Annotated in this window: 28 protein-coding genes and 1 pseudogene; 16 read left to right on the top strand and 13 right to left on the bottom strand. The window is 72.7% G+C overall.

What is annotated here, in order from left to right:
- Positions 1–20: 20 nt before the first annotated feature.
- The 3 genes and pseudogenes from BLP29_RS01320 to BLP29_RS01310 form a co-directional block, all read right to left on the bottom strand.
- Positions 21–776 carry a succinate dehydrogenase/fumarate reductase iron-sulfur subunit gene (locus tag BLP29_RS01320; RefSeq protein WP_092800584.1) on the bottom strand — a complete coding sequence of 252 codons (756 nt, stop codon included), beginning with the start codon at positions 774–776 and terminating at the stop codon, positions 21–23.
- Positions 776–2,722, bottom strand: coding sequence for a fumarate reductase/succinate dehydrogenase flavoprotein subunit (locus tag BLP29_RS01315; protein ID WP_092799082.1), 1,947 nt, complete (start codon positions 2,720–2,722; stop codon positions 776–778). Before BLP29_RS01315 ends, BLP29_RS01320 begins: the two co-directional genes overlap by 1 nt.
- 13 nt (positions 2,723–2,735) lie before the next feature.
- Positions 2,736–3,374: pseudogene (locus tag BLP29_RS01310) on the bottom strand (succinate dehydrogenase cytochrome b subunit); the annotation flags it as partial.
- Between BLP29_RS01310 and BLP29_RS21940 the strand changes: the two are divergent.
- From BLP29_RS21940 to BLP29_RS01300, 3 genes are all read left to right on the top strand, one after another.
- Positions 3,316–3,513 (top strand): M81 family metallopeptidase, encoded by a 198-nt coding sequence (locus tag BLP29_RS21940; protein ID WP_424321707.1) that lies wholly within the window; start codon positions 3,316–3,318, stop codon positions 3,511–3,513. The pseudogene BLP29_RS01310 and the gene BLP29_RS21940 overlap by 59 nt on opposite strands.
- A 98-nt stretch (positions 3,514–3,611) precedes the next feature.
- Entirely contained in the window at positions 3,612–4,226 is a 615-nt protein-coding gene (locus BLP29_RS01305; RefSeq protein ID WP_092799078.1) for a sulfite oxidase-like oxidoreductase, read from the top strand.
- On the top strand, positions 4,219–4,935 hold the full coding sequence (locus BLP29_RS01300; protein ID WP_092799076.1) for an FAD-binding oxidoreductase: 717 nt from the start codon (positions 4,219–4,221) through the stop codon (positions 4,933–4,935). The genes BLP29_RS01305 and BLP29_RS01300 overlap by 8 nt, the downstream gene beginning before the upstream one ends.
- A 4-nt stretch (positions 4,936–4,939) precedes the next feature.
- Here the strand turns inward: BLP29_RS01300 and BLP29_RS01295 are convergent, their stop codons facing one another.
- Both BLP29_RS01295 and BLP29_RS01290 read right to left on the bottom strand, forming a co-directional pair.
- A complete protein-coding gene (locus BLP29_RS01295) occupies positions 4,940–5,470 on the bottom strand; it encodes a DUF1990 family protein (RefSeq protein WP_092799074.1) in 531 nt (176 codons plus the stop codon).
- A gap of 16 nt (positions 5,471–5,486) precedes the next feature.
- Positions 5,487–6,890 (bottom strand): M1 family metallopeptidase, encoded by a 1,404-nt coding sequence (locus BLP29_RS01290; RefSeq protein WP_092799072.1) that lies wholly within the window; start codon positions 6,888–6,890, stop codon positions 5,487–5,489.
- A gap of 39 nt (positions 6,891–6,929) precedes the next feature.
- Between BLP29_RS01290 and BLP29_RS01285 the strand changes: the two genes are divergently transcribed.
- From BLP29_RS01285 to BLP29_RS01275, 3 genes are all read left to right on the top strand, one after another.
- The gene (locus tag BLP29_RS01285) at positions 6,930–7,784 is read left to right on the top strand and encodes a HipA family kinase (RefSeq protein ID WP_092799070.1); all 855 of its coding nucleotides are present in this window, start codon (positions 6,930–6,932) and stop codon (positions 7,782–7,784) included.
- Entirely contained in the window at positions 7,781–8,179 is a 399-nt protein-coding gene (locus tag BLP29_RS01280) for a DUF3037 domain-containing protein (RefSeq protein ID WP_092799068.1), read from the top strand. The genes BLP29_RS01285 and BLP29_RS01280 overlap by 4 nt, the downstream gene beginning before the upstream one ends.
- Positions 8,180–8,287: 108 nt before the next feature.
- Complete coding sequence (locus BLP29_RS01275) at positions 8,288–10,216, top strand: PhoX family protein (protein WP_092799066.1); 1,929 nt, start codon at positions 8,288–8,290, stop codon at positions 10,214–10,216.
- On the opposite strand, the gene BLP29_RS01270 is transcribed toward BLP29_RS01275, so the two are convergent.
- The 5 genes from BLP29_RS01270 to BLP29_RS01250 all read right to left on the bottom strand — a co-directional run bounded on the left by BLP29_RS01270 (position 10,213) and on the right by BLP29_RS01250 (position 14,326).
- The gene (locus BLP29_RS01270) at positions 10,213–10,518 is read right to left on the bottom strand and encodes a 4a-hydroxytetrahydrobiopterin dehydratase (protein WP_092799064.1); all 306 of its coding nucleotides are present in this window, start codon (positions 10,516–10,518) and stop codon (positions 10,213–10,215) included. The two genes, BLP29_RS01275 and BLP29_RS01270, sit on opposite strands and share 4 nt — an antisense overlap.
- Positions 10,519–10,615: 97 nt before the next feature.
- Complete coding sequence (locus BLP29_RS01265) at positions 10,616–11,329, bottom strand: phosphoadenylyl-sulfate reductase (protein ID WP_207798248.1); 714 nt, start codon at positions 11,327–11,329, stop codon at positions 10,616–10,618.
- A gap of 154 nt (positions 11,330–11,483) precedes the next feature.
- A complete protein-coding gene (locus tag BLP29_RS01260; RefSeq protein ID WP_243469611.1) occupies positions 11,484–13,142 on the bottom strand; it encodes a nitrite/sulfite reductase in 1,659 nt (552 codons plus the stop codon).
- Positions 13,143–13,292: 150 nt separating this feature from the next.
- On the bottom strand, positions 13,293–13,829 hold the full coding sequence (cysC, locus tag BLP29_RS01255) for an adenylyl-sulfate kinase (protein WP_092799060.1): 537 nt from the start codon (positions 13,827–13,829) through the stop codon (positions 13,293–13,295).
- Positions 13,830–13,843: 14 nt separating this feature from the next.
- Positions 13,844–14,326 (bottom strand): RrF2 family transcriptional regulator, encoded by a 483-nt coding sequence (locus BLP29_RS01250; RefSeq protein ID WP_243469610.1) that lies wholly within the window; start codon positions 14,324–14,326, stop codon positions 13,844–13,846.
- A 26-nt stretch (positions 14,327–14,352) separates the two neighbouring features.
- Between BLP29_RS01250 and BLP29_RS01245 the strand changes: the two genes are divergently transcribed.
- Entirely contained in the window at positions 14,353–15,111 is a 759-nt protein-coding gene (locus BLP29_RS01245) for an NUDIX domain-containing protein (protein ID WP_092799056.1), read from the top strand.
- Between the two features lie 51 nt (positions 15,112–15,162).
- On the opposite strand, the gene BLP29_RS01240 is transcribed toward BLP29_RS01245, so the two are convergent.
- Positions 15,163–15,333, bottom strand: coding sequence for a CsbD family protein (locus tag BLP29_RS01240; protein ID WP_092799054.1), 171 nt, complete (start codon positions 15,331–15,333; stop codon positions 15,163–15,165).
- 435 nt (positions 15,334–15,768) lie between these two features.
- Between BLP29_RS01240 and BLP29_RS01235 the strand changes: the two genes are divergently transcribed.
- From BLP29_RS01235 to BLP29_RS01205, 7 genes are all read left to right on the top strand, one after another.
- Positions 15,769–17,493 (top strand): ABC transporter family substrate-binding protein, encoded by a 1,725-nt coding sequence (locus BLP29_RS01235; protein ID WP_092799052.1) that lies wholly within the window; start codon positions 15,769–15,771, stop codon positions 17,491–17,493.
- 145 nt (positions 17,494–17,638) lie between these two features.
- Entirely contained in the window at positions 17,639–18,628 is a 990-nt protein-coding gene (locus BLP29_RS01230) for an ABC transporter permease (protein ID WP_092799050.1), read from the top strand.
- A gap of 16 nt (positions 18,629–18,644) precedes the next feature.
- Positions 18,645–19,589, top strand: a complete 945-nt coding sequence (locus BLP29_RS01225; RefSeq protein WP_092799048.1) for an ABC transporter permease — start codon at positions 18,645–18,647, stop codon at positions 19,587–19,589.
- Positions 19,590–19,599: 10 nt separating this feature from the next.
- Positions 19,600–20,703, top strand: a complete 1,104-nt coding sequence (locus BLP29_RS01220) for an ABC transporter ATP-binding protein (protein ID WP_092799046.1) — start codon at positions 19,600–19,602, stop codon at positions 20,701–20,703.
- Positions 20,700–21,728, top strand: coding sequence for an ABC transporter ATP-binding protein (locus tag BLP29_RS01215; protein ID WP_092799044.1), 1,029 nt, complete (start codon positions 20,700–20,702; stop codon positions 21,726–21,728). The genes BLP29_RS01220 and BLP29_RS01215 overlap by 4 nt, the downstream gene beginning before the upstream one ends.
- Before the next feature lie 128 nt (positions 21,729–21,856).
- Positions 21,857–22,741 (top strand): N-acetyl-1-D-myo-inositol-2-amino-2-deoxy-alpha-D-glucopyranoside deacetylase, encoded by an 885-nt coding sequence (gene mshB, locus BLP29_RS01210; protein ID WP_092799042.1) that lies wholly within the window; start codon positions 21,857–21,859, stop codon positions 22,739–22,741.
- Positions 22,738–23,142 (top strand): hypothetical protein, encoded by a 405-nt coding sequence (locus BLP29_RS01205; RefSeq protein ID WP_092799040.1) that lies wholly within the window; start codon positions 22,738–22,740, stop codon positions 23,140–23,142. The genes mshB and BLP29_RS01205 overlap by 4 nt, the downstream gene beginning before the upstream one ends.
- Here the strand turns inward: BLP29_RS01205 and BLP29_RS01200 are convergent.
- Positions 23,096–23,824, bottom strand: coding sequence for a GNAT family N-acetyltransferase (locus BLP29_RS01200; RefSeq protein WP_243469609.1), 729 nt, complete (start codon positions 23,822–23,824; stop codon positions 23,096–23,098). The two genes, BLP29_RS01205 and BLP29_RS01200, sit on opposite strands and share 47 nt — an antisense overlap.
- A gap of 140 nt (positions 23,825–23,964) precedes the next feature.
- Between BLP29_RS01200 and fdxA the strand changes: the two genes are divergently transcribed.
- Entirely contained in the window at positions 23,965–24,285 is a 321-nt protein-coding gene (gene fdxA / locus BLP29_RS01195; RefSeq protein WP_091056825.1) for a ferredoxin, read from the top strand.
- Entirely contained in the window at positions 24,282–25,379 is a 1,098-nt protein-coding gene (gene dapC, locus BLP29_RS01190; protein ID WP_092799036.1) for a succinyldiaminopimelate transaminase, read from the top strand. The genes fdxA and dapC overlap by 4 nt, the downstream gene beginning before the upstream one ends.
- On the opposite strand, the gene BLP29_RS01185 is transcribed toward dapC, so the two are convergent.
- Positions 25,376–26,173 (bottom strand): hypothetical protein, encoded by a 798-nt coding sequence (locus tag BLP29_RS01185; RefSeq protein WP_092799034.1) that lies wholly within the window; start codon positions 26,171–26,173, stop codon positions 25,376–25,378. The two genes, dapC and BLP29_RS01185, sit on opposite strands and share 4 nt — an antisense overlap.
- Positions 26,174–26,271: the final 98 nt, after the last annotated feature.

Here is a 26,271-nt window from a genome sequence, read left to right as displayed (position 1 = left end):
CTTCCGAACCTCCGAGCCGGTCAGCTCGTGGGCACCGCGTTGGCGCGCAGGGCGCCGAGCAGGTCGTGGTTCAGCCGCGAGATCGTCTCCATGGAGATGCCCTTCGGGCACACCGCGGAGCACTCGCCGATGTTGGTGCAGCCGCCGAAGTCCTCGGCGTCCTGCTGGGCCACCATCTTCACGACCCGGGAGTCGCGCTCGGGCTGGCCCTGGGGGAGCAGGCCGAGGTGGGTGACCTTGGCGGCGGTGAACAGCATCGCCGAGCCGTTGGGGCAGGCCGCCACGCAGGCGCCGCAGCCGATGCAGGTGGCCGCGTCGAACGCGGCGTCGGCGTCGACCTTGGGCACCGGGTTGGCGTGCGCATCGGGCGCGGTGCCGGTGGGCGCGGAGATGAACCCGCCGGCGGAGATGATGCGGTCGAAGGCGGACCGGTCGACGACGAGGTCCTTGACGACAGGGAAGCCCCCGGAGCGCCACGGCTCGATGTCGATGGTGTCGCCGTCGGAGAAGGACCGCATGTGCAGCTGGCAGGTGGTGGTCTGCTCGGGGCCGTGCGCGATGCCGTTGATCATCAGCCCGCAGCTGCCGCAGATGCCCTCACGGCAGTCGTGGTCGAAGGCGATGGGGTCCTCGCCGTCGAGGATCAGCTGCTCGTTGAGCACGTCGAGCATCTCGAGGAACGACATGTCCTCGGAGACGTCGGTCAGGTGGTAGTTGGCCATCTTCCCCTTGACCTGCGGGGAGGGCTGGCGCCAGACCCTCAGGGTCAGCTTCATCACTTGTAGCTCCGCTGTGCGAGGTGGACGTACTCGTAGTTGAGCTCTTCCTTGTGGAGCACCGGCGGCTCGCCCTCGGGCGTCCAGCCCCAGGCCGCGACGTAGGCGAACTCCTCGTCGTTGCGCAGTGCCTCGCCCTCGGGGGTCTGGCTCTCGGCGCGGAAGTGGCCGCCGCAGCTCTCCTCGCGGGCGAGTGCGTCGATGCACATCAGCTCGGCGAGCTCGATGAAGTCGGCGACCCGGGCCGCGTGCTCGAGGTTCTGGTTGAAGGTGTGCGCGTCGCCGGCCACCTTCACGTTGGTCCAGAACTCCTTGCGGAGCTCGGGGATCCGGTCCAGTGCCTTGCGCAGGCCCTCGGCGGTGCGCTCCATGCCGCAGTAGTCCCAGACCAGCCGGCCCAGCTCGCGGTGGAACGAGGCCACCGTGCGCGTGCCGTTGATCGACAGGAACTTCTCGACCTGCGCCTTGACGCCGGCCTCGGCCTCGAGGATCGCCGGGTGGTCGGCCGGGACCTTCTCGAACGGCGCGGCCGACAGGTAGTCGGTGATCGTGTTCGGCAGCACGAAGTAGCCGTCGGACAGGCCCTGCATGAGGGCGCTGGCACCCAGGCGGTTCGCGCCGTGGTCGGAGAAGTTGGCCTCGCCGATCACGAACAGGCCCGGGATGGTCGACTGCAGGTCGTAGTCGACCCACAGCCCGCCCATCGTGTAGTGCACGGCCGGGTAGATGCGCATGGGCGCCGAGTACGGGTCCTCGCCCGTGATCCGGGCGTACATGTCGAAGAGGTTGCCGTACTTGGCCTCGACGGTCTTGCGGCCCAGGCGCTCGATGGCCTCGGCGAAGTCGAGGTAGACGCCCAGCCCGCCCGGGCCCACGCCGCGGCCCTCGTCGCAGACGTTCTTCGCCTGGCGCGAGGCGATGTCGCGGGGCACCAGGTTGCCGAACGCGGGGTACTTGCGCTCGAGGTAGTAGTCGCGCTCGTCCTCGGGGATGTCCTGGGGCGGGCGGGTGTCGCCGCGCTCCTTGGGCACCCACACGCGGCCGTCGTTGCGCAGCGACTCCGACATCAGGGTCAGCTTCGACTGGTAGTCGCCCGACACCGGGATGCAGGTGGGGTGGATCTGGGTGTAGCAGGGGTTGGCGAAGTACGCGCCCCGCTTGTGCGCCCGCCAGATCGCCGTGGTGTTGGAGCCCTTGGCGTTCGTGGACAGGTAGTAGACGTTGGAGTACCCGCCGGTGCCCAGCACGACCGCGTCGCCGACGTGGGTGGTCACCTCACCGGTGACCAGGTCGCGGACGACGATGCCGCGCGCCTTGCCGTCGACGACGACCAGGTCGAGCATCTCGGTGCGCGAGTGCGTCTCGATGGTGCCGGCGGCCACCTGGCGCTCGAAGGCCTGGTAGGCGCCGATGAGCAGCTGCTGACCGGTTTGGCCGCGGGCGTAGAAGGTGCGCGACACCTGGGCGCCGCCGAACGAGCGGTTGTCCAGCAGACCGCCGTACTCGCGGGCGAAGGGCACGCCCTGGGCCACGCACTGGTCGATGATCTGCGTGCTGACCTCGGCCAGGCGGTGCACGTTGTTCTCGCGTGAGCGGAAGTCGCCGCCCTTGACCGTGTCGTAGAACAGCCGGTGCACGCTGTCGCCGTCGTTGCGGTAGTTCTTCGCGGCGTTGATCCCGCCCTGGGCGGCGATCGAGTGCGCGCGGCGCGGGCTGTCCTGGAACCAGAACGACTTCACGTGGTAGCCGGCCTCGGCGAGCGTGGCGGCGGCCGCGCCACCGGCCAGGCCGGTGCCGACGATGATGATCGTCATCTTGCGGCGGTTGGCCGGGTTGACCAGCTTGCCGCGGAACTTGCGCTCGCTCCACCGCTCGCCGATCGGGACGTCGGTGGGGGCCTTGGTGTCGGCGATCGGGTCGCCTTCGAGGAAGAGCTCGAGTGCCATGTCAGCTTCCCTGTCAGTCGATGATGCCGAAGAGGACGGAGAACGGGATCAGCAGGTAACCGCCGATCAGCACCACGGCGAAGGCCGTGGCGAAGACGTTCAGCGCCCGCTCGCGGCGCTTGTTGCTGTGGCCCAGCGTCTGGGTGGCCGACCACACGCCGTGCCGGATGTGCATGCCCAGGGCGATCAGCGCGACGGCGTACCAGATCGTGACGACCGGGTTCTGGAAACCCTCGACGAGGCGGCCGTAGGGCAGCGAGTCGCGACCGGCCGGGTTCACCGCACCCAGGGTGAGGTCGAGGATGTGCCAGATGATGAAGAGGATGAGGATGACCCCGCCCCAGCGCATGGTGCGCGAGGCGTAGCTCTGCTGCACCCGCTTCTTCGTCTGGTAGGCGATCGGGCGGGCGCGCTTGGCCTGCTTCCACAGCGAGAAGGCGGCCCAGATGTGCGCGGCCACGGCCACGAGAAGCACGATGCGGATGATCGTCAGCACCGTCAGGCGGGGGAGGATCGGCTCGCCGAGCTCGCGCAGGAACTCGGAGTAGCTGTTGAAGGTCTCGGCCCCGGCGAACGCCTTTAGGTTCCCCACCATGTGCGCGATGAGGTACAGCACGAAGATGATGCCGGTGACCGCCATGACGGCCTTCTTGAAGACCGAGGAACCGAACCGCCCGGTGTTCGGTTGCCGCTTCGGACCGGGGTTCGCCCCCGCCGACTGCCCTGCCTGCTGCGTCGTCACTGTCGCCACGAGGACACGGTACGACTCTGCACAGGTCACACCTACGTGAACGCGGCGTGACACGTCTCATGGAAGGCCACCCTTACCGGGCGGAACGAACGTAGCCCGCCCGGTGTTCCCCGCACCGACCCCGAGAAGGAGGCCCCCGTGCCCGGACCCACCCGCGGTTTCCTCGGCCGCGCCCGCACCGCCCGCGACCCGCGTCTGCCCCCCGGCCAGTACGACGTCGGTGCCGACTGGCCGGTGCTGACCGCCGAGCCGGTGCCCCGGATCAGCCCCGAGACGTGGAGCATCACCGTCGCCGGGAACGTGCAGAACCCCACCACCTGGGACTGGGACGGCGTCCACGCGCTGCCGTCCTCGGAGTACCGCGGTGACATCCACTGCGTCACCACCTGGTCGAAGTTCGACACGCACTTCGCCGGCGTCTCCCTCGACGCCCTGTGGGACGTCGCGCGGCCCACGCCCGAGGGCCAGTACGTCATGGCGACCTCGAAGTCCGGCTACACCACCAACCTGCCGCTGGAGGACCTCACCGGCGGCAAGGCGTGGCTGGTCTGGGAGTTCGACGGCAAGCCGTTGACCGTCGAGCACGGCGGTCCGGTGCGCCTGCTGGTGCCGCACCTGTACTTCTGGAAGTCGGCCAAGTGGGTGACCAAGCTCGACGTCCTCAAGCGTGACCAGCAGGGCTTCTGGGAGCGCAACGGCTACCACGACCGGGGCGACCCGTGGCGCCAGCAGCGCTACCAGGGGGATGACTGAGCCGGTGGTCACCGCCCCCGCGCCCGGGCCCTGGACGACCGCCACGGTCTCCGGGGTCCGGCGCCCGCTGCCGCGCACCGTGCAGCTGCGCCTGGACGTCGCCGGCCGGGTCGACCACCTGCCCGGTCAGCACTACGTGGTGCGGCTGACCGCCGAGGACGGCTACACCGCGCAGCGGTCGTACTCGGTGGCCTCCCCGCCGTCGGACCCGCTGCTCGAGCTGTTCGTCGAACGGCTGGACGACGGCGAGGTCTCCACCCACCTCGCCGACGTCGTCGAGCCCGGCGACACCTTCGAGGTGCGCGGGCCGATCGGGGGCGGGTTCGCCTGGGACGGCGAGACCCCCGCGCTGCTGGTCGGCGGCGGCACCGGCGTGGTCCCGCTGGTGGCGATGGTGCGGCACGCCCGGGCGACCGGGCGGGAGGACCTGCTGCGGGTGGCGGTCAGCGCCCGCACGCTGGCCGAGCTGCCCTACGCCGACGAGCTGCAGGCCGCCGGCGCCGTCGTCGTCCTCACGCGGGAGGCGCACGGCATCCGCCCGGCGTCCCGGCTGACCGCGGTGGACCTCTTCCCGCTGTGGGAGGAGGGCCAGACCGCGTTCGTGTGCGGGTCGGCCGGGTTCGCCCGCACGGCGGGTGACCTGCTGGTGGGGCTCGGTTTCGCGCCGGGGTCGGTGAAGGTCGAGCAGTTCGGGCCCAGCGGCACCTGAGGGGTCAGCCGCGGGCGGCGCGGCGCACGGCGCCGGTGTATCGGGTCAGCGCTACCGCCTGCAGCACGCGGCTGACCGGTCCGCCGAGGCGGGCGGCCCGGGTGGCCAGCCGGGAGAAGGCCACCATCTCGAACACCACGTCGGCGCCGTCGCGGGAGACGACGAAGGACTCCTCGCCGCTCTCGGGGTGGCCGGGCAGCGTGCCGTAGGCGTAGCCCTGGCGGTCGCCGCTGGTCTGCGACCACACCACCCGGCAGGGGATGCGCAGGCCCAGCGGCGGCAGCCCGGCGGTCATGAGGACGACGGCGCCGGGCTCGCTGGCCGGCCCGCTGGCCCGCACCCGCAGGCCGGCGTTCCGCTGCGGCGCCCAGTCGAACACCGCCGCCACGGCCCGGTCGAACGCGTCGTCGCCGCGACCCACCACCGCCCGCCGGCGAGCCACGTGCACCCCGGCCGGCAGCTCGCCGGACCTCGTTGCACCGACCTCGGCGTAGGTGAACGGGGCGTCGGTCAGCGCGGCGAGCCGGGGATCCATGGCCCCCAGTGTCGGCTCAGGTGGGCTTGCCCGCGCCCAGCCAGCCGTCGAAGAAGTCGGTGAGGTCGGTGCCCGCGACCTCGGCGGCCAGCCCGGTGAACTCGTCGGTGGTGACGGCCTGCCCGGCGCGTCCGGTGGTCCAGCGGGACAGCAGATCGGTGAAGGCGTCGTCGCCGACCTCCTCCCGCAGTGCCGCCAGGGTCGCTGCGCCGCGCACGTAGACCGCCTCGCCGAACAGGTCCTCGGTGGCCGGGCCGGGGTCACCGATGGCCGGGGTCCAGAACTCGTCGTCGGCGTCGGTGTCCAGGACGGCGGCGAGCTGGTCGGCGACGGTCTCGCCGCCCTGGGCCTCGGTCCACGCCCACTCGGCGTAGGTCGCGAACCCCTCGTTGAGCCAGATGTCGCGCCAGCGGTCCAGCCGCAGGTCGTCGCCGGTCCACTGGTGGGCCAGCTCGTGCACCACCACCAGCTCGGCGCCGTCGGCCGAGCCGAAGAAGTCGCGGGCGTAGATGGGGCGGGTCTGGGTCTCCAGCGCGAAGCCGAGGGGGGAGTCGGTGACGATCGCGCCGCACTCGGTGAACGGGTACGGCGAGCCGAACAGCTCGGCCAGGAAGTCGACGACCTCGGGCTGGCGGTCCAGCGCGGTGCGGGCGTTGCCGGCCAGCCGCTCGCTCAGCCGGCGGGAGACGGCGTCGCGGTAGGTGACGCCGTCGACCTCGCGCTCGGTCAGCTCGTAGTCGCCGACGGCCAGGGTGAGCAGGTAGGGCGCCATCGGCTCGTCGGTGCGCCAGGTCCAGGTGCGCTGCCCGTCCACGGGCTCGCCGCGCTCGACGAGCGTGCCGTTGGAGACCGCGACGAGGCCCTCGGGCACGGTGACGGCGAGCTGGACGGCGGCGGCGTCGCGGGGGTGGTCGTTCACCGGGAACCAGGTGGCGGCGACGTCGGGCTGCCCGACGACCAGGACGCCGTCCGGGGTCGGCACGACGCCGGACTGCCCGGGACCGTCCTCGACCGGCTCGGGGACGCCGGAGTACTCCACCCGCACCGCGAAGTCGCCGTCGACGACCACCTGGCCGGGGTCGACCACCAGCTCGTCGCCCTCGCGGGTGACCTCGACCGGGGTGCCGTCGACCTCGACGGCGGACACGTCCAGGCCGACGAGGTCGAGGGAGAAGCCGGACAGGCGGGCCCCGGTCGTCGTGGCGGTGATGGTGGCGACCCCGGTGAGGACGTCGTCGGCCGGGTCGTAGGCGATGTCGAGGTCGTAGCGCTCGACGTCGTAGCCGCCGTTGCCGTCGCCGGGGTAGTAGGGGTCGCCGATGCCCGGGGCGCCGAACAGGGTGAGCGGCTGGAGGACGGCGGAGCTGCAGCCGGTGAGGACGACGAGGGCGCCGGTCAGCAGCAGGGGTCGGCGGCGCATGGCTGCACCGTAGGGCCCGGCCGTATCGTCGGCGGCACTGTGCTCGTCGCCGTCACCGCCACCCGCTACGTCCTCCCGCTGCGCGAGGGCGGTTCGCTGCCTGGCCTGGTCGAGGCCGACGACCTGGGCACCTACGTGGTCAAGTGGCGCTCGGCCGGCCAGGGCGTGCCGGTGCTGGCGGCCGAGGTGGTCTGCGGCGAGCTGGCCCGGGCGCTGGCGCTGCCGGTGCCGGCCCTGGTGACCGTGGACGTCGCGCCCGAGCTCGCGGTGGGCGAGCCCGACCAGGAGGTGCAGGAGCTGCTGCGGCACTCCGCGGGCACCAACCTGGGCATGGACTACCTGCCCGGGGCGCTCGACTTCTCCGCGCACGCCGCCGACGTCGACCCCGAGCTGGCCGGGCGGGTGCTGTGGTTCGACGCCCTGGTGGGCAACGTCGACCGCTCGTGGCGCAACCCGAACATGCTCTTCTGGCACGGCCGGCTGCAGCTGATCGACCACGGCGCAGCCCTGACGTTCCACCACCACTGGCCCGGCGCGCCCGCCGCGGTCGCCCGGCCCTACGACGCCGCCCAGCACGCCCTGGTCGAGTCGCACCCCGACGTCCGCGCCGCCGACGCCGCCCTCGGACCGCTGGTGACCCGCCCGCTGCTCGAGCGGGTCCTCGACCTGGTGCCCGACGCCTGGCTGCGCGGGCCCGATGAGGAGCCGGCCGCGGTCACCCGCGAGCGGTACGTCGCCCAGCTGCTTGCCCGCCTCGACGCCCGCCCGGCGTGGTTGCCGCCCCTCGTGCAGGCCGCCGCCGACGGTTCCCGGGGTCGCGCACCCGAGCCGCGCGGGCAGAACCGGCCGGGCTGGCTCGGTCCGCCGCCCCCGCCCGGGGTCACCCAGCGGTGACCACCCCGGCGCACGAGACCTACGAGTACGCGGTGCTGCGGGTGGTGCCGCGGGTCGAGCGTGGCGAGTGCATGAACGCCGGGGTGCTCGTCTACTGCCGGCAGCGCGACTACCTGGGCTCCCGCGTGCTCCTGGACCTCAACCGGCTGCGGGCGCTGGACCCCACCGCCGACCCGGTCGCCGTCGCACGGGCACTGCAGGCCGCCGCCGACGTGTGCGCCGCGTCGCCCGGTGCCGGTGCCGCCGGGCGCGAGGTGCTCGGCTCGCGGTTCCGCTGGCTCACCGCGCCGCGCTCGACCGTCGTCCAGCCCGGGCCGGTGCACACCGGGCTGACCGCCGACCCCGACGCCGAGGCCGACCGGCTGCTGTCGCTCCTGGTGCTGCCCGTCGGGTGAACGGGAGGTGGCCGGCGGGTTCACGTCGTCCCCACCTGGACGCCACCCGGGCGTCGCCGGGCTTCGTGAGCATGGCTCACGACCAGCCCGCTGCCCCAGGAGCTCGCCGTGACCATCACCGGACCCACCACGACCACCGGCACGTTCGAGGACGTCGTCCGCCGCCGGCTCTCGCGCAGGGACCTCTTCCGCGTCGGCGTCGTCGTCGGCGGGGGAGCGGTCGTCGCCGGGGCGGCCGGCCCGGCGCTGGCCCGGCCAGGACACGGCGGTGGGCCCGGCGGTGGGCCCGGGGGTGGGCCGGCCGCCCACGCCTTCGACCTGACCACCTGGACGGCGGCGCAGCCCACCGCGCCGGCGCCGTTCGACGCACCGGTGATCGCCCCGGAGTTCACCCACGACGTGGTGATCCGGTGGGGCGACCCGCTGCGCCCTGGCCGCGCGCCCTTCGACGTCACCGCGCTCACCGCCGCCGAGCAGGCCGAGCGGTTCGGCTTCAACGCCGACTACACCGCCTGGTTCCCGCGCCGACGGGGTGACACCGGCCCCCGGGCGGGCACCGAGGGTCTGCTGTGGGTCAACCACGAGTACACCGACCCGGTGATGATGCTGCCCGGCTACGTCGAGGGCAGCCCCACCCGCGAGCAGGTGGACATCGAGCTGGCCGCGCACGGCGGCTCGCTCGTGCGGGTGCGCCAGGAGCGGGACGGCTCGTGGCGCTACGAGCCGCACCGCGACAACGTGCGCATCACCGCGACCACCCCGATGCAGCTCACCGGCCCGGCGGCCGGGCACCCGCTGCTGCGCACCTCCGCCGACCCCACCGGCACCCGGGTGCTCGGCATGCTCAACAACTGCGGCGGCGGCGTGACCCCCTGGGGCACGCTGCTGACCTGCGAGGAGAACGTCGACCAGTACTTCGCGAACCGGTCGACGGTCACCGATGCCCGCCAGCAGGCCTCGCTCACGCGGTTCGGCGTGCCGGAGGGCGCGAGCGAGCGCCGTTGGGAGGCCCACCACCCCCGCTTCGACCTCGCCCAGGAGCCCAACGAGGTCAACCGCTTCGGCTGGGTGGTCGAGATCGACCCCTACGACCCCCGGGCGACCCCGCGCAAGCGCACCGCGCTGGGCCGCTTCAAGCACGAGGCCGCGGCCGGCACCACCACCGCCGACGGCCGGTACGCGGTCTACTCGGGTGACGACTCGCGCTTCGAGCACGTGTTCAAGTTCGTCACCCGCGACCGGGTCTCGCCCAGCGCCCGCCGCAACCGCGACCTGCTGGACGCCGGCACGCTGTACGCCGCCCGGTTCGACGACGACGGCAGCGGGGTCTGGCTGCCGCTGGTGCACGGGCAGGGCCCGCTCACCCCCGAGAACGGCTGGGCCGACCAGGCCGAGGTGCTGCTCTACGCCCGCGAGGCGGCGTCGGCCCTGGGCGCCACCCCGATGGACCGGCCCGAGGACATCGAGCCCAACCCGGTCACCGGCAGCGTCTACGTCGCGCTGACGAACAACTCGCGGCGCACGGAGACCGACGCGGCCAACCCGCGGCCGGGCAACGCCACCGGGCACGTGCTGGAGATCGTCGAGGCGGGGTCCGACGCCGGGGCCACCACCTTCGCCTGGGGCATCCTGCTGCTGGCCGGCGACGCCACCGACGGCGCGGTGTACGGCGGCTTCACCCCGGACCAGGTCAGCGAGCTGGCCTGCCCGGACAACCTGGCCGTCGACTCCCTCGGTCAGCTCTGGATCGCCACCGACGGCGCGCCGAGCGCGTTCCGGGGGCGTCCGACCGCGATGAACGACGCCGTCTTGGGCCTGCCGGTCGTGGGCAGCGGACGCGGCCGCACGCAGCAGATCTTCGGCGCGGTGTACGGCGCCGAGATGACCGGTGTCTTCTTCAACACCACGGAGACCACGATGTTCGCCTCCGTGCAGCACCCGGGGGAGGGCGGGACCCTGGCCGAGCCGACCAGCAACTGGCCCGACGGCGGCACGTCGGTGCCGCGCTCGGCGGTGGTGGCGATCAGGCGGCGCTAGCCGTCGTTGCTGCCGGGGTGGATCGCGTCGACCCGGCGGGCGAGCTCGAGGTCGAGCTCGGTGACCCCGCCGGCGTCGTGCGTCACCACGGCCACCCGCACGCTGGTGTACCGGATGTCGAGGTCGGGGTGGTGGTCCATCTCCTCGGCCACCTCCGCGATCTGCACCACGGTGTCGACGGCGGCCCGGAACGAGTCGAACTCCAGCCGGCGGTAGATGCCCTGGGCGTCGCCGTCCCAGTGGGTCAGCTCGGCCACCGCCGCGGCGACCTCCCCGTCGGACAGTGCCTGCGGTCTGCTCATGCACGGAGAGTGCAACAGCCCGGAGGTCGTCGCAGCTCGGCCGCCTCGCAGGGACCCGGTGCGTGCGGAGCGCGTACCGGGGGGCGAGGGGGGCCTTTCAGGTGTGGAGCCCGCACTCCACCTTGTTGCGGCCGGCCCAGCGGCCGGCGCGGGGGTCCTCGCCCGGGGCGACGGGCCGGGTGCAGGGCGCGCAGCCGATCGAGGCGTACCCGATGTCGACCAGCGGGTTGACCGGCACCTGGTGCTCGGCGGTGTACCGGTCGACGTCGTCGGAGGTCCAGGCCGCGAGCGGGTTGACCTTGACCATGCCGCGCTTGGCGTCCCAGTCGACGACCTTGGTGCCCAGGCGGGTCTCGGACTCGTCGCGGCGCACGCCCGAGCCCCACGCGGAGAACCCGGCCAGGGTGCGGGCCAGCGGCTGCACCTTGCGCATGTCGCAGCACAGGTCGGGGTCGCGGTCGTGCAGCTGCGGCCCGAACTCGGCATCCTGCTCGGCGACGGTCTTCTCGGCCTCGACCGAGAGCACCCGGATGTCCATCACCGAGGCGATCCAGTCGCGGGTGCCGATGGTCTCGGCGAAGTGGTAGCCGGTCTCGAGGAACACCACCTGGACGCCGGGGTGCGCCCGGGCCGCGAGGTGGGCCAGCAGGCCGTCGGCCATCGAGGAGGTGAGGGCGAACGAGTCGCCGAAGGTCTCCCCGGCCCAGCGCAGCACGGCGAGGGCCTGCTCGACCGGGTCGGTGATGCCCTCGAAGCGGGCGTCGGCCTCGGCGGCCAGCTCGGGGGTGGGCTCGACCAGGGTTGCGCTCACGGTTGCTGCACTCCCGTTCCCGTCGTCCGCAGGGTGAAGGTCCGCAGGCAGGACCCGCAGTGCCATTCTCCCTCGGTGTCGCGCGGCCGCAGGGTCTCCTCGCCGCAGTACGGGCAGTAGAACGGCGGGAGCTGCCGGACCCTTCCCTCGCCGCTCAGCGCAGCCACTCCTCGTCGGCGCGGGTGGCGTAGGCGGCGAAGGTCTCGCCCTCGCTGCGGTGCTCGAGGTACCCGCGCAGCACCCGCTCGACGTAGTCGGCGGTGTCGGCGGCGGCGACCTTGTGCCCGCGCAGCTTGCGGCCGATGGAGGACTCGAAGCCCAGGTGGCCGCCCAGGTGCACCTGGAAGCCCTCCTCACCGGCGACCATCATCCCCTTGAACCCGATGTCGGCGGTCTGGAACCGGGCGCAGGAGTTCGGGCAGCCGTTGACGTTGATGGTCACCGGGGTGTCGAACCCGGGCAGCCGCCGCTCGAGCTCGGCGGTCAGCTCCTTCGCGTGGCCCTTGGTCTCGACGATGGCCAGCTTGCAGAACTCGATGCCGGTGCACGCCATCGTCTGCCGGCGGAAGACGCTGGGGCGCACCAGCAGGTCGTGCTCGGCCAGCGCGGCGACGGCTGCCTCCACCGCGTCGTCCGGGACGTCGAGGACCACCAGCTTCTGGTCGGCTGTCGTCCGGATGCGGCCCCGGCCGTACTGCTCGGCGAGGTCGGCCACGGTGGCCAGCAGCTCGCCGCCGATCCGGCCGGTGTGCAGCGCGAAGCCCAGCGCGTTGGTGCCGTCGACCTGCTTCATGACGCCGACGTGGTCGCGCTGGTCGGTGGCCGGCCGTTCGGGGGCGGGGCCGTCGGGCAGTGCCTCGTGCAGGTACTCGTCCTGCAGCACCTGGCGGAACTTCTCCGGGCCCCAGTCGGCCATGAGGAACTTGATGCGGGCGTGCGTGCGCGAGCGGCGGTAGCCGTAGTCGCGGAACACGGCGCAGACCCCGGCCCAGACGTCGGCGACCTGGTCGGGCCGCACGAAGACGCCGATCCGCTCGGCGAACCGGGGGTTGGTGGACAGGCCGCCGCCGACCCAGAGGTCGTAGCCGGCCTCGCCCGCGGCGTTGCGCACGCCGACGAAGGCGACGTCGTTGATCTCGTGGTTGGTGCAGTGGTGGCTGCAGCCGGAGATCGAGCTCTTGAACTTGCGCGGCAGGTTGGAGTACTCGCGGTCGCCCAGGTACTTCTCGACGACCTCGGCGACGGCGGGGGTGGCGTCGAGCACCTCGTCGTCGAGCACGCCGGCCAGCGGGCAGCCGAGGATCACGCGCGGGGTGTCGCCGCAGGCCTCGGTGGTCGAGAGGCCGACGGCCTCCAGGCGCCGCCAGATCTCGGGGACGTCCTCGATGCGGATCCAGTGCAGCTGCACGTTCTGCCGGTCGGTGACGTCGGCGACGCCACGCCCGAACTCGGTGGAGATGCCGGCGATCACCCGCAGCTGGTCGGCCGACAGCTGCCCGCCGTCGATGCGCACCCGCAGCATGAAGTACGCGTCCTCGAGCTCCTCGGGCTCCAGCACGGCGGTCTTCCCGCCGGGGATGCCTTGCGCGCGCTGGGTGTAGAGGCCCATCCAGCGCATGCGGCCGCGCAGGTCACCGGGGTCGATGCCGTCGAAGCCCGTGTGGGCGTAGACGTCGAGGATCCGCTGCCGGACGTCGAGGCCGTCGGAGTCCTTCTTCATCCGCTCGTTGGGGTTCAGCGGCTCGCGGTAGCCGAGGGCCCACTGGCCCTGCCCCTTCTGGGCAGTGCGGCTGGAGCGGGTGGGGGAGGACACGGGAGGACTCCATCTTCGCGCCGGGGTCGACGGCGGCGCGGCGTTGCGGGGGCTGGGGTGGCGCGGCTCAGATCGAGCGGCGACAGGCGGCGCTCACGACGCGGCCCAGGTCGATGTGCAGCCGCGCGACCAGGGGGGTGCCGCGGCCAGTCACGCGGAGGAGTCTCCCACACCGGCCATGGCCGACCGGACCTGTGCGACGGCGTCGGCGAGACCCACCACGGAGGTGTCGATGCGCAGCTCGGCGCGCACCGGCTCCTCGTAGGGGTCGCTGACCCCGGTGAACGTCGGGATCTCCCCGGCGCGGGCCTTGGCGTAGAGGCCCTTCACGTCGCGCGCCTCGCACACCTCGAGCGGGGTGCACAGGTGCACCAGCACGAACCGGCCGTGCGCCTCGACCAGCGTGCGGGCCTCGGCGCGGGCCTGCTCGAACGGGGCGATGGCGGCGATGACCGCCGTGCCGCCGTGCTTGACCACCTCGCCGGCGACCCAGCCGATGCGCCGGATGTTGAGGTCGCGGTCGGCCCGGGAGAACCCGAGCTCGGAGGACAGGTGGGTGCGGACGACGTCGCCGTCGAGCACGGTGACCGGGGTGCCCTCGGCCTCCAGCTCGGCCACCAGGGCGTCGGTGATCGTGGACTTGCCCGCGCCCGACAGCCCGGTCAGCAGGACGGCGACTCCGCTCATGGCCGCAGAGTCAATCAGTCGACCGGCACGGCCCCGAACGAGCGCCAGGCGCTCTCGACCTCGGCCAGCTCGGCGACCGCGGCCGGCAGTCGTCCGGCGACGACGTCGGCGAGGGTCACCTGCTCGAGCACCCGGCGGTAGGAGTCGCGCGCGGCGACCCAGACCCCGGTCAGCGCCTCGGCCACGCCGGGGTAGGTCGCGTCCTCGGGGCGCTGGCCGTGCACCTCGGCGAGGAACCCCTGCTCGATGCGCATAACCCGGGCGATCGAGACCTCCGACGGCGGCAGCGCCAGCCGGTAGCCGCCGTCGCGCCCGCGCTGGCTGGTCACCAGTCGGGCGTGCTGCAGGTCGCCGAGGATGGCCTGCAGGAAGCGGGCCGGGATCCCCTGGGAGGTGGCGATGCGGTCGCAGGTGAGGGCGTCGGGGCTCGCGGCGGCCAGTTCGAGGGCGGCCCGTACCGCGTAGTCCACCCGGGCGGTGATGCGCACGGAGCCCATCCTGCCCGGTCTGGGAAACTGGCGCGGTGCCCTGGCTGCGATTCACCACGCTGGTGGAGGCGCCGCTGACGGTGGCCTTCGACGTCGCCCGGGTGCTCGGGCGCCCCTGGCCGTGGGCCCTCACCGAGGTCGCCTCCGACCGGCCGCACGCCGACGCCCACACCGGCAGCGGCGGTCTGCTGGCGCAGGTGCGGCACACCCGGAGCTTCTCCCCGACCGGCGCCGGCACGCTCGTCGACGACCAGGTCGAGTGGGACAACCGGGTCCCCGGGCCGCTGGGCCGCCTGCTGGACCGGACGGTCGTGCGTCGGCGGGTGCTGGCCGCGATGCAGGCCCACCTCGATCTCTACGCCGCGGCCGCGCAGCGCCGGGCCGAGGACGTCGTCCAGGTGGTGGGGGCGGCGCTGGTGGACGGCGACCGCGTGCTCGTCGCCCAGCGCGGGTCGGGGGCGCTGGCCGGCAAGTGGGAATTCCCCGGCGGCAAGGTCGAGCGCGGGGAACCCGAGCTGGACGCGCTGGTCCGGGAGTGCCGGGAGGAACTGTCGGTCGACGTCGCCCCGCAGGCTTTCCTGGGGGAGGTGCCGTTGCCCGGGGTCGTCGCCGGCGGGCCGCCCGGTGCCTCGACGCTGCGCGTGTGGTGGGGGCGGGTGAGCGCCGGCGAGCTCGTGGCCCACGAGCACCACGAGGTGCGGTGGCTGACCGGCGACGAGCTGGAGGGGCTGGACTGGATCCCGGCCGACCGCCCCCTGCTACCCGCGGTGCGCGCGCTGCTCGCACGCCTCTGAACGACGAGAGGCCCGCCCCGCGGTCGCGGGACGGGCCTCTCGGGGGACTGCTTACTTGAAGATGTCCTTGACCTTCTCGCCGGCCTGCTTGGCGTTGCCCGAGGCCTGGTCGGCCTGGCCCTCGGCCTTGAGGTCGCGGTTGTCGGTCGCGTCGCCCGCGGCCTCCTTGCCCTGCCCCATCAGCTCTTCGGCCTTGTTCTTGATCTTGTCCACGGCGCTCATCACGTTCTCCTCACGTTCGAGTTCTGCGGTCGAGACCACGTCTACCCGGGGCCGTGGGGCGCACACATCGATCCACCTGCCGGTTCGCTGGCAGTCGGCGTCGGTACCGGGATGCCGGTACCGGACGACCCGGAAGAGCTGCGCTCCACGGGCTCGCGGACCGCAAGACGTCCTGTCGTGACGGCGGTGTTGCGCGGGCGTTCCAGCAGGTCGCGAGCCCGTGGCCCGGGGTCGTGAGCCCAGGTCACAAAATGGTGACGGCCGTGGACCCGTCCCGGCGGCGATGCCTAGTGTCCTGCAGGTCGGCCTGGTCGGACAGTCCTCTGCCAGGTGCGGCGCGGCTCGTACCCAGTTCGTCCTGGACGCCGATCGCGTCCAGGAGGGCAGACCAGGTCAGTTCCCCCCGCGCGTGCGGGTCGAGGGAGGCAATCGAACGTGAAGTTGAGCAAGCGCGGTTCAGCGCTCGTCGCCACCGGCATCGCCGGCGCGATGGTGCTGTCCGCCTGTGGCGGCGGCAGCAGCAGCGACGGCGGAGGCAGCGGGGAGGGTGGCTCCGGCCAGGTCGTCTTCGGCGAGCCCACGGCCTTCCCGGAGAACATCTACCCGTTCATCTCGGCGGGCAACAGCACCGCGACCCAGACCATCATCGGCCGGGTCCTGCCCAGCGCCTTCAACGTCTCGCCCGACTTCTCGGTCACCTGGGACGAGAACATCCTGGCCTCCGAGCCCACGCTGGAGGACAACGGCGGGCAGCAGGTCAACACCTACGAGATCAACCCCGACGCCGTCTGGAGCGATGGCACCCCCATCACCGCCGACGACTTCGCCTTCACCTGGAAGGCCAACCGCAGCGCGGACCCGGCCGACGGCGGCTGCGAGGCCGTGCTGTCGACCAACGGCTACGCCAACATCGCCTCGGTCGAGGGCGGCGGCGACGACAACAAGACCGTCACCGTCACCTACACCGAGCCCTACGCCGACTGGCAGTCGCTGTTCAGCACCTTCCTGCCGGCCCACCTGATGGACAACGAGGACCCGACGGCCCTCTGCGAGACCATCTCCAACGGCTTCCCGATCGCCGACGGCATCATCGACGACATCTCCGCCGGGCCGTTCCAGGTCAAGAAGGAGAACATCGACGTCGGTGGCCAGATCGTCATCCTGACCCCCAACCCCGAGTGGTGGGGCGAGCCGGCCAAGCTGGCCCGCCTGGTCATCCAGAACGTCGGCAACGACCCGACGACCACGGTCCAGGGTCTGCAGAACCAGGAGCTGGGCGTCGTCTACCCGCAGCCCCAGCTCGACCTGGTCGACCAGCTCGACGGCCTCGAGCCGGGCGTGGAGAACAAGATCACCTTCGGTCTGACGTTCGAGCACCTCGACTTCAACACGACCGACCCGATCCTGAGCTCGCTGCCGGTCCGCCAGGCCTTCGCCATGGCGCTGGACCGCCAGGAGATCGTCGACCAGACCGTCGGCCAGTTCTCCTCCGACGCACAGGTGCTGGACAACCGGCTCTACGTGAACAACCAGCCGGAGTACCAGGACAACGCCCCGGACGAGTACAAGAGCCAGAACACCGCGCAGGCCAAGCAGCTGCTGGAGGGCGACGGCTGGGTCCTGGGTGCCGACGGCATCTACGCCAAGGGCGGCCAGCGCCTGTCGATCCGCATCGACACCACGGCCAACAACCCGCTGCGCCAGACCACCATCGAGGTCATGATCCCGCAGCTGAAGGAGGCCGGGATCGAGGCGACGTTCAACGCCAACCCGGACATCTTCGCCGACGTCGACAAGCCCACCTCGCTGGTGGCCGGTGGCTTCCAGGCCGCGCTCTTCGCCTGGGTCTCCACCCCGTTCGTCTCGTCGAACCAGTCGATCTACTACTCGCCGGAGAACGGTCTGGGGCAGAACTACTCCCGCATCGGCACCCCGGAGATCGACCAGCTGCTGAGCCAGATGGTGTCCGAGCCCGACCCGGACAAGGCGGCCGACCTGGCCAACCAGGTCGACCAGGCGCTGTGGGCCCAGATGGCCACGCTGCCGCTGTACCAGAAGCCCACGCTGATCGCGTACCAGAGCTCCATCTCGAACGTCGAGGACAACGCCTCGCAGACCGGGCCGCTCTGGAACGCCGAGACCTGGGCCGTGTCCAGCTGACCCACAGGTCGCACCACCGCTGACACCTGATCGCAGTCACGGCCCCCGGGGGGCTCACCCCCCGGGGGCCGTGCTGTGCCCGGACGTCCCTGCTGAACTGGTCGTTCCCCCCGGACGGCTTCCGCTCTCGGCGTAAGGTCCCCGCATGTTCTTCTTCACGGTCCGGCGGATCATCGCCTCGGTCCTCGTGTTGATCGCCAGCTCGTTCCTCGTCTTCGCCCTCTGCGCCGCGAGCTTCGACCCGCTGGCGAAGTTCCGGCAGCGGCAGCCGCCCCCCACCCAGGAGTACCTCGACGGCGTCCGCGAGCAGCTCGGGCTCAACGAGCCCTTCCTGGTCCGCTACTGGCACTGGCTCACCGGCGTGCTGCGCGGCGACTTCGGCGAGACGATCGGCGGCACCCCCGTGACCGACCAGCTCGGCGGCCGCCTGCTGGTGACCGGCCGCATGATCTTGCTGGCGATCATCATCGCCGTCCTGCTGGCGGTCATCGTCGGCGTCATCGGCGCCGTGCGGCAGTACAAGCCCTCGGACTACGCCTTCACCTTCCTCGCCTACGTCCTCATCGCGCTGCCGACCTTCTGGTTCGCCGCGATCCTCAAGGAGTTCGTGGCCGGCGGCGTCAACGACCTGTTCGGGCAGCAGGTGCTCTACACGATCGGCGAGGAGACACCAGGTCTGTCGCTGTACGCCAGCGGCTGGGAGCTGTGGAGCGACCGCATCGGCCACCTCGTGCTGCCCACCATCAGCCTGGCGCTGCTGTCGTTCGCCTCGTGGAGCCGGTTCCAGCGCTCGGCCATGCTCGACGTGCTGGGGTCGGACTACATGCGCCTGGCCCGGGCCAAGGGCCTGCCCTACCGCCGGGTGGTCATGAAGCACGGGCTGCGCAACGCGCTCATCCCGCTGACCACCGTGGTCGCGCTGGGCATCGGCACGCTGTTCGGCGGTGCCGTCATCACCGAGCAGGTGTTCGTCTGGCACGGCATGGGCGAGTACCTGCTGCAGAACGGCATCGGGCAGAACGACATCAACGTCGTGCTCGGCTGGCTGCTGGTCAGCGCGGTCTTCGTCGTGCTGTTCAACCTCGTCGCCGACGTCCTCTACGCGGTCCTCGACCCGCGCATCCGTCTCGCCTGACCGGCCAGGAGACCTCATGACCACCACCCAGGCCGCCACCGAGGCGGCCGCCGCCAACACGCCCGGTCCCGGCGCCGAGCGCGAGTTCACCGTCAAGGCGCGCAGCCAGCGCCAGCAGATCGTGCGGCGCTTCCTGCGCAACAAGGTCGGGATGACCGGCCTGGTCGTCTTCGTGCTGCTGCTGGTCTTCGGCTTCGGCGGCCCGCTGGTCTACACGACCGACTACGGCACGCTGAACTCCGGCGCGCAGTCGGTGCCCCCCGGCGTCGACGGCTACCCGCTGGGCAGCGACGCCATCGGCCGTGACCTGCTGGCCGGCCTCATGCAGGGCGTGCAGCGCTCGCTGTTCATCGTGCTGCTGTTCATCGTCATCGCGCTGCCGCTGGGCCTGCTGGTCGGTGCGCTCGCCGGCTACTACGGCAAGTGGGTCGACAGCCTGCTCATGCGGTTCGTCGACCTGATCCTCACCGTGCCGCTGCTGGTGGTGCTGATCGTCGTCGCGACGAACTTCCCCGGGTCCCGCACGCCGCTGGGCGTCGGCATCATCCTGGGCCTGTTCGGCTGGCTGGACCTGGCCCGCATCGTGCGCAGCCAGTTCCTGTCGCTGCGCGAGAAGGAGTACGTCGAGGCCGCGCACGCCATGGGCGCCTCGGACAAGCGGATCATCTTCAAGCACCTGATCCCGAACGCCCTCGGGTCGCTGATCGTGTGGACGACGCTGGCCGCGGCCACGGCCATCATCCTCGAGGCGTCGCTGACCTACCTGGGCTTCGGCGTCAACGGGGCCAACCAGACGTCGCTGGGCCGCCTGGTCTCCGACGGCGTGCAGGCCACCACGACCCGGCCCTGGCTCTTCTACTTCCCGGGCATCACCCTGCTGGTCATCGTGCTGTCGATCAACCTGATCGGCGACGGGATCCGGGATGCCTTCGACCCGAGCAACCGCCGCGTGCGGTCCTGAGGGGTACGCCATGACCATCACGAACGACGCCGACCCGCGCACCCCGCTGCTGTCGGTCCAGGACCTCAACGTCCGCTTCCCGACCGAGGACGGCCTGGTGCACGCCGTGCGCGGCGTGGACTACGAGCTGCACTCCGGCGAGGTGCTCGGCATCGTCGGGGAGTCCGGCTCGGGCAAGTCGGTCACCTCGCTGGCCGTCATGGGCCTGCTGCCGGGCTCGGCCCGGGTCACCGGCTCGGTCAAGTACCGCGGCCAGGAGCTGCTCGGGCTCAGCGACCGCGCGATGTCGCGGGTGCGCGGCAAGGGCGTCTCGATGATCTTCCAGGACCCGATGACGTCGCTGGACCCCGTCTACCGGGTGGGGTTCCAGATCGAGGAGACCCTGCGGGTCCACGACCCCAAGCTGAGCTCGAAGGCCGCCGAGGCCCGCGCCGCGGACCTGCTGGCCCTGGTCGGTATCCCGAACGCGGCGGAGCGGGTGCGGTCCTACCCGCACGAGTTCTCCGGCGGCATGCGCCAGCGCGTGGTCATCGCCATCGCGATGGCCAACCAGCCCGACGTGATCATCGCCGACGAGCCGACGACGGCCCTCGACGTCACGGTGCAGGCGCAGATCCTCGAGGTGCTGCAGACCGCGCTCTCGGAGACCGGCGCGGCGATGGTGATGATCACCCACGACCTCGGCGTCGTCGCCGGCATCGCCGACCGCGTGCTGGTCATGTACGCCGGCCGCCCGGTCGAGGTCGGCGGGGTCGAGGACATCTACTACGAGCCCCGCATGCCCTACACGCTGGGCCTGCTCGGGTCGCTGCCCCGCCTCGACGCCTCGACCAAGCAGCGGCTCACCCCCATCAAGGGCTCGCCGCCGTCGGTGGTCAACATGCCGCCCGGGTGCCCGTTCGCCCCGCGGTGCCCGCTGCACGTCGCCGAGTGCGACGCCGTGGAGCCCGAACTGGTCGAGGTCGGGCACGGCCACGCCGCGGCCTGCATCCGCATCGACGAGGTGCGCAAGGCCGAGGGCGACGCGGCGACGGTGTTCGAGGACTCCTCGGACGACGCGACGCTGACCACCGAGCCCGCACCCGCCACCCCCCAGGAGGAGACGGCCCGATGACCGCCACCCGTGAACCGATCCTCAGCGTCCGCGGTCTGGAGAAGCACTTCCCGATCAAGGGCGGCGGGCTGATCAAGCGCACCGTGGGCGCCGTCCGCGCCGTGGACGGGCTCGACCTGGACCTCTACCCGGGCGAGGTCCTCGGCCTGGTCGGCGAGTCCGGCTGCGGCAAGTCCACCACCGGCCGGGCGATCCTCAACCTGCAGCCGGCCACCGGCGGGTCCGTGGTGTTCCAGGGCCGCGACATCGTGGGTCTGGGGCGCAAGGAGATGCGGCCGCTGCGCCGCGACATCCAGATCGTCTTCCAGGACCCCTACGCCTCGCTCAACCCGCGGCTGCCGGTGTTCGACATCGTCGCCGAGCCGCTGATCATCCACGGCCTGACCAAGGACGAGGCCGAGCTGCGGGAGCGCGTGCGCACCCTGGTCGAGACCGTGGGCCTCAACCCCGAGCACACCAACCGCTACCCGGCCGAGTTCTCCGGCGGGCAGCGCCAGCGCATCGGCATCGCCCGCGCGCTGGCGCTGGAGCCCAAGGTCCTGGTCCTCGACGAGCCGGTCTCCGCGCTCGACGTCTCGATCCAGGCCGGCGTGATCAACCTGCTCGAGGACCTCAAGGAGCGCCTCGGCCTCTCCTACCTGTTCATCGCGCACGACCTGTCGGTGGTGCGGCACATCTCCGACCGGGTCGCCGTCATGTACCTCGGCAAGATCATCGAGGTGGCCCCGCGGGACGTGCTGTTCGAGGCGCCCACGCACCCCTATACGCAAGCCCTGCTGTCGGCGATCCCGCTGCCCGACCCGCGCCTGGAGCGCAGCCGCCAGCGGATCATCATCACCGGCGACGTCCCCAGCCCGGCGAACCCGCCCTCGGGCTGCCGGTTCCGCACCCGGTGCCAGAAGTTCGCCAACCAGCTCGACGACACCCAGCGCGAGAAGTGCATGACCGTCGAGCCGCCGCTGGAGTCCCGCGGGACCGACCACCAGAGCGCCTGCCACTACGCCGAAGCGCTGAAGGTGCTGTGACACTGCGGTCCTCCGGACCGCACCGCGGCCAGTGGCCGTCCCCTGCTGCGACGAGCGCGTCCGGCCTGGCGATCGGGGAGTCTTCGACCCCCGCGATCACCAGGCCCGTGCTCGGGGATCATTGAGCCGTGCCTCTCGCTGATCGTCGTCTGCTGCTCGTGCACGCCCACCCCGACGACGAGTCGATCAACAACGGGGCCACCATGGCCCGCTACGTCGCCGAGGGCGCGCACGTCGCGCTGCTCACCTGCACGCTCGGCGAGGAGGGCGAGATCCTCGTGCCCGAGCTGGCCGGCCTGGCCGCCGACCAGGCCGACCAGCTCGGTGGCTACCGCATCGCCGAGCTCGCCGCCGCCATGGCCGCCCTCGGGGTGACCGACCACCGGTTCCTCGGCCACACCGGCCGCTGGCGCGACTCGGGAATGATCGGCACCCCGGCCAACGGGCACCCCCGCGCCTTCTGGAACGCCGACCTCGACGAAGCCGTCGACGCCGCCGTGGCCGTGCTGCGCGAGGTGCGCCCGCAGGTGGTGGTCGGCTACGACGAGCACGGCGGGTACGGCCACCCCGACCACATCCAGGCCCACCGCGTGACCATGCGGGCCGTCGACGCCGCCGCCGACCCCGCCCACCGGCCCGAGCTGGGCGCGCCGCACACCGTCGCCAAGGTCTACTGGACCTGCGTGCCGGTCTCGGTGCTGCAGCAGGGGCTCGACGCCCTGGCCGCCGCCGACACCGGGTACGACGGCGTGACCGACGCCCGCGAGATCCCCTTCGCCGCCGAGGACGCCGACGTCACCTGCGAGATCGACGGCGCCGCGCACCGGGCGGCCAAGGCCGCCGCCATGGCCGCCCACGCCACCCAGCTGACCATGGACGGCGAGTTCTACGCGCTGTCCAACAACCTGGGCCAGGAGGTGCTCACCACCGAGCACTACCGGCTCGTCCGCGGCGAGCGCGGCCCGGGCGCGGGGGAGCACGGCTGGGAGACCGACCTGTTCGCCGGCCTGTGACCACGCTGCGCACCGTCGGCTGGGGCCTGCTGGCCGTGCTGGTCGCGGCCTGGCTGGCCGTGGTCGAGGTCCTCTGGCTGCCGCTGCGCATCGGCCCGGTGCCGGTCCCGGTCTCCGTCCTGGCCGCGGCGGTGGGCAACCTGCTGCTGGTCACCTGGGCGCACCGGTTGTCCGGCTCGCGGGTGGTCGGCGTGCTGCCCGCGCTGGTGTGGGTGGTCGTCGCGGTCGGTGCCTCGGTGCGCCGTCCCGAGGGTGACCTGCTCATCACCGGCCAGACGGTCCCGGCCCAGCTGGTGGGCCTGGGGTTCCTGCTGGTCGGGGTGCTGTTCGGGGCGTTCGCGGTGGGCCGCGTGCTCAGCCGACCGGTGCCCGCCGGTAGTGGTAGCGGTGGTGCTCGATGAAGCCCAGCCGCCGGTACAGCGCCCGCGCCGGGGCGTTGCCGGCCACCACCTGCAGGTAGCACCAGCGGGCGCCCTCGTCGACCGCCCAGGACTGCAGGCCGCGGGTCAGCGAGGTGGCCAGCCCGCCGCGGCGGGCCGCCTCGGCGACGGTCACCGCGGTGATGCCCAGCCAGTCGTCGGTGAGCACCCCCCGGGCCACGGCGACGACCTCGCCGTCCTCGCCCAGCACGGAGGCGAACGCGGTGCGGTCGGCACCGGTCAGCACGACCTCCGCGCCGGCGGGCAGCGGGGTGCCGTGCTGACGGCACGCGGCCAGCCAGGCCTCGTCGGGCTCGGGGGCCAGCCGCACGGTGGCCCGGGGGCCGGGCTCCCCGTCGTCCAGCTCGACGGTCATCACGATGGTGTCCTCGTCGCGGTCCCAGCCGGCGGCCGCGAACACCGCGTCGGCGGGCCGGGCCTGTCGGCCGGGCAGCTGCACGCAGGGGCGCAGGCCGCGGGCGGCGTACCAGGCGACCACGCGGTCGACCGCGGCCGGCAGCGGGACGCCGGGGTCACCGACGACGAGGGCGGAGTGGGCGCGGCTGCTGAACCCCGCACCCCCGGCCCGCAGCAGCCAGTCACCCCACGGCTCGGCCTCGGTGCCCCGCCAGCCGCGGGCGGCCAGCCGCTCGAGCTCGACCACGTCGAGGGGACTGCGTCGTTGGCCCACGATCTCCCTCCCGGGGGTGGCGGGATAGGCGACCCTGACCTCCAGGGCGCCGCGGACGCCGCCATACTGGTGCAGACCCTAGAACCAGCTGGTCGTACCCCGGAGGGACCCCCGTGACCTACGTCATCACCCAGGCCTGCGTCGACGTGCTCGACAAGGCGTGCATCGACGAGTGCCCGGTGGACTGCATCTACGAGGGCGACCGCATGCTCTACATCCACCCCGACGAGTGCGTCGACTGCGGTGCGTGCGAGCCGGTCTGCCCGGTCGAGGCCATCTACTACGAGGACGACGTCCCGGACAAGTGGAAGGACTTCTACAACGCCAACGTGGAGTTCTTCTCCGAGCTGGGCAGCCCCGGTGGCGCCGCGCGCACCGGCAAGGTCGGCAAGGACCACCCGCTGGTCGCGGCGCTGCCGCCGCAGGGGGAGTGAGCTCCCGCTCGCTGCCGGACTTCCCCTGGGACTCGCTGCGGCCGGCCCGGGCGAAGGCCGCCGAGCACCCGCGGGGCGTGGTCGACCTCTCGATCGGCACCCCGGTCGACCCGACCCCGGACGTGCTGCGCACCGCGCTGTCCGACGGGTCGGACTCGGCGGGCTACCCGACGGCGCTCGGCACCGCTGAGCTGCGCACGGCGGCCGCGGGGTGGCTCGAGCGCCGGCTCGGCGTGACGGTGGCCGACCCGCTCGGGGCCGTCCCCTCGGTGATCCCGACGGTGGGCTCCAAGGAGCTGGTCGCGCTGCTCCCGACGCTGCTCGGGCTGCACGCCGGGACGGTGGTGATCCCCGAGGTCGCCTACCCCACCTACGAGGTCGGCGCGGTCGTGGCCGGGCTCTCGGTGCTGCGCGCCGACTCACCGCCCGCCGACGTCGCCGACCCGGTGCTCGTGTGGCTGAACTCCCCGGGCAACCCGCACGGCCGGGTGCTGACGCCCGAGGAGCTGCGGGCCTGGGTCGCGTGGGGCCGCGAGCGCGGCGTGCCCGTGGTGGCCGACGAGTGCTACGTCGAGCTCGGCTGGGACGTCGTCCCCACGTCGGTGCTGCACCCCTCGGTGGCCGGGGCCACCCACGAGGGCCTGCTCGCCGTCCACTCGCTGTCCAAGCAGTCGACCGCCGCGGGGTACCGGGCCGGGCTGCTGTCGGGTGACCCGGCGCTGGTCACCCGGGTGTGGGAGACCCGCCGGCACCTCGGCCTGCTCGTGCCCGGCCCGGTGCAGGCCGCGGCCGCGGCGGCGCTGGGCGACGACGGCCACGTCGAGCTGGCCCGGTCGCGCTACGGCGCCCGCCGCGACCGGCTGCGGGCCGCGGTGCAGGCGTGGGGTGGCCGCATCGAGCACTCCGAGGCCGGGCTGTACCTGTGGGTCACCCGCGACGAGGACTGCTGGACGACGGTCGACCGCCTCGCCGCGCTGGGCGTCGTGGTCGCCCCGGGCGCGTTCTACGGGCCGGCGGGGGAGCGCCACGTGCGCATGGCGCTGACCGCGACCGACGAGCGCGTCGACGCCGCGGTGGAGCGCCTGACCGCCTAGACCGCCAGCTGCAGCAGCAGGGCGCCGGCGTCCTCGCCGGTCTGCACCCAGCCGCCGGTCGGCGTCCAGGTCCAGTCGGTGAAGCGCACCTCGGTGAGCTGCAGCGTGCGGGCGTGGGCGACGGCCCAGGTGGCCTCGGGCCAGCCCGTGGCGGCCACCGACACGACACCCCCGGCCAGGACGGTGGGGGCACCGGCCTCGCGGCGGACGACGTCGGCCACCGCGGCGGCCCGCTCGTCGACCGGTCCGGCCGCGTCGGGTGGGCTGTAGGTGCACGACAGCGCCGCCGGGGTGGTGGCCAGCAGTGCCCGGGAGAGGGTCGTGCCCATCTCCTCCCACTGCTGGTAGGCCTCGGGGAAGCCCGAGCGCTGCACCGCCTGCGCGACCTCGGTGAGCCGGCCGGTGTCCCAGCCGGGGACCTCGACCAGGCCGTCGAGGAACTTCCCGGTCGCGTAGACCGGGTCCTGCACCTGATCGGGCGTGCCCCAGCCCTGCGACGGGCGCTGCTGGAACAGGCCGAGGGAGTCGCGGTCGCCGTAGGCCAGGTTGCGCAGCCGGGACTCCTGCTGGGCGGTGGCCAGCGCGATCGTGGTGGCCCGCTCGGGCAGCCCGCGCGAGCGGGAGACGGCGGCGATGGTGGCCGCGTTGGCCGCCTGCTCGTTGGTCAACGTCAGCGGTGAACCCGCGATCGTGCAGCGACCGGCCACCGGCGGCACCCCCTGGCTGTCGGTGTCCCACGAGAGGCCGACCACGGCCACGACGACGACCAGCAGCGGCACCCACAGCCCGGCCATGCGGCTGCTCCGCTTCCGCCGCCGCCGGCGGCGCTGCGGCGCTCGCGCCGGCCGGGGACGGGGCCGCGCCGCGGCGGGACGGGCCGCCGGCCGAGCGC

Source organism: Klenkia marina (genome assembly GCF_900101025.1).
In the GTDB taxonomy this organism is placed as follows: domain Bacteria; phylum Actinomycetota; class Actinomycetes; order Mycobacteriales; family Geodermatophilaceae; genus Klenkia; species Klenkia marina.
The sequence above is the reverse complement of the archived record's forward strand: the minus strand, read 5'-3'. Positions and strand labels throughout refer to the sequence as shown.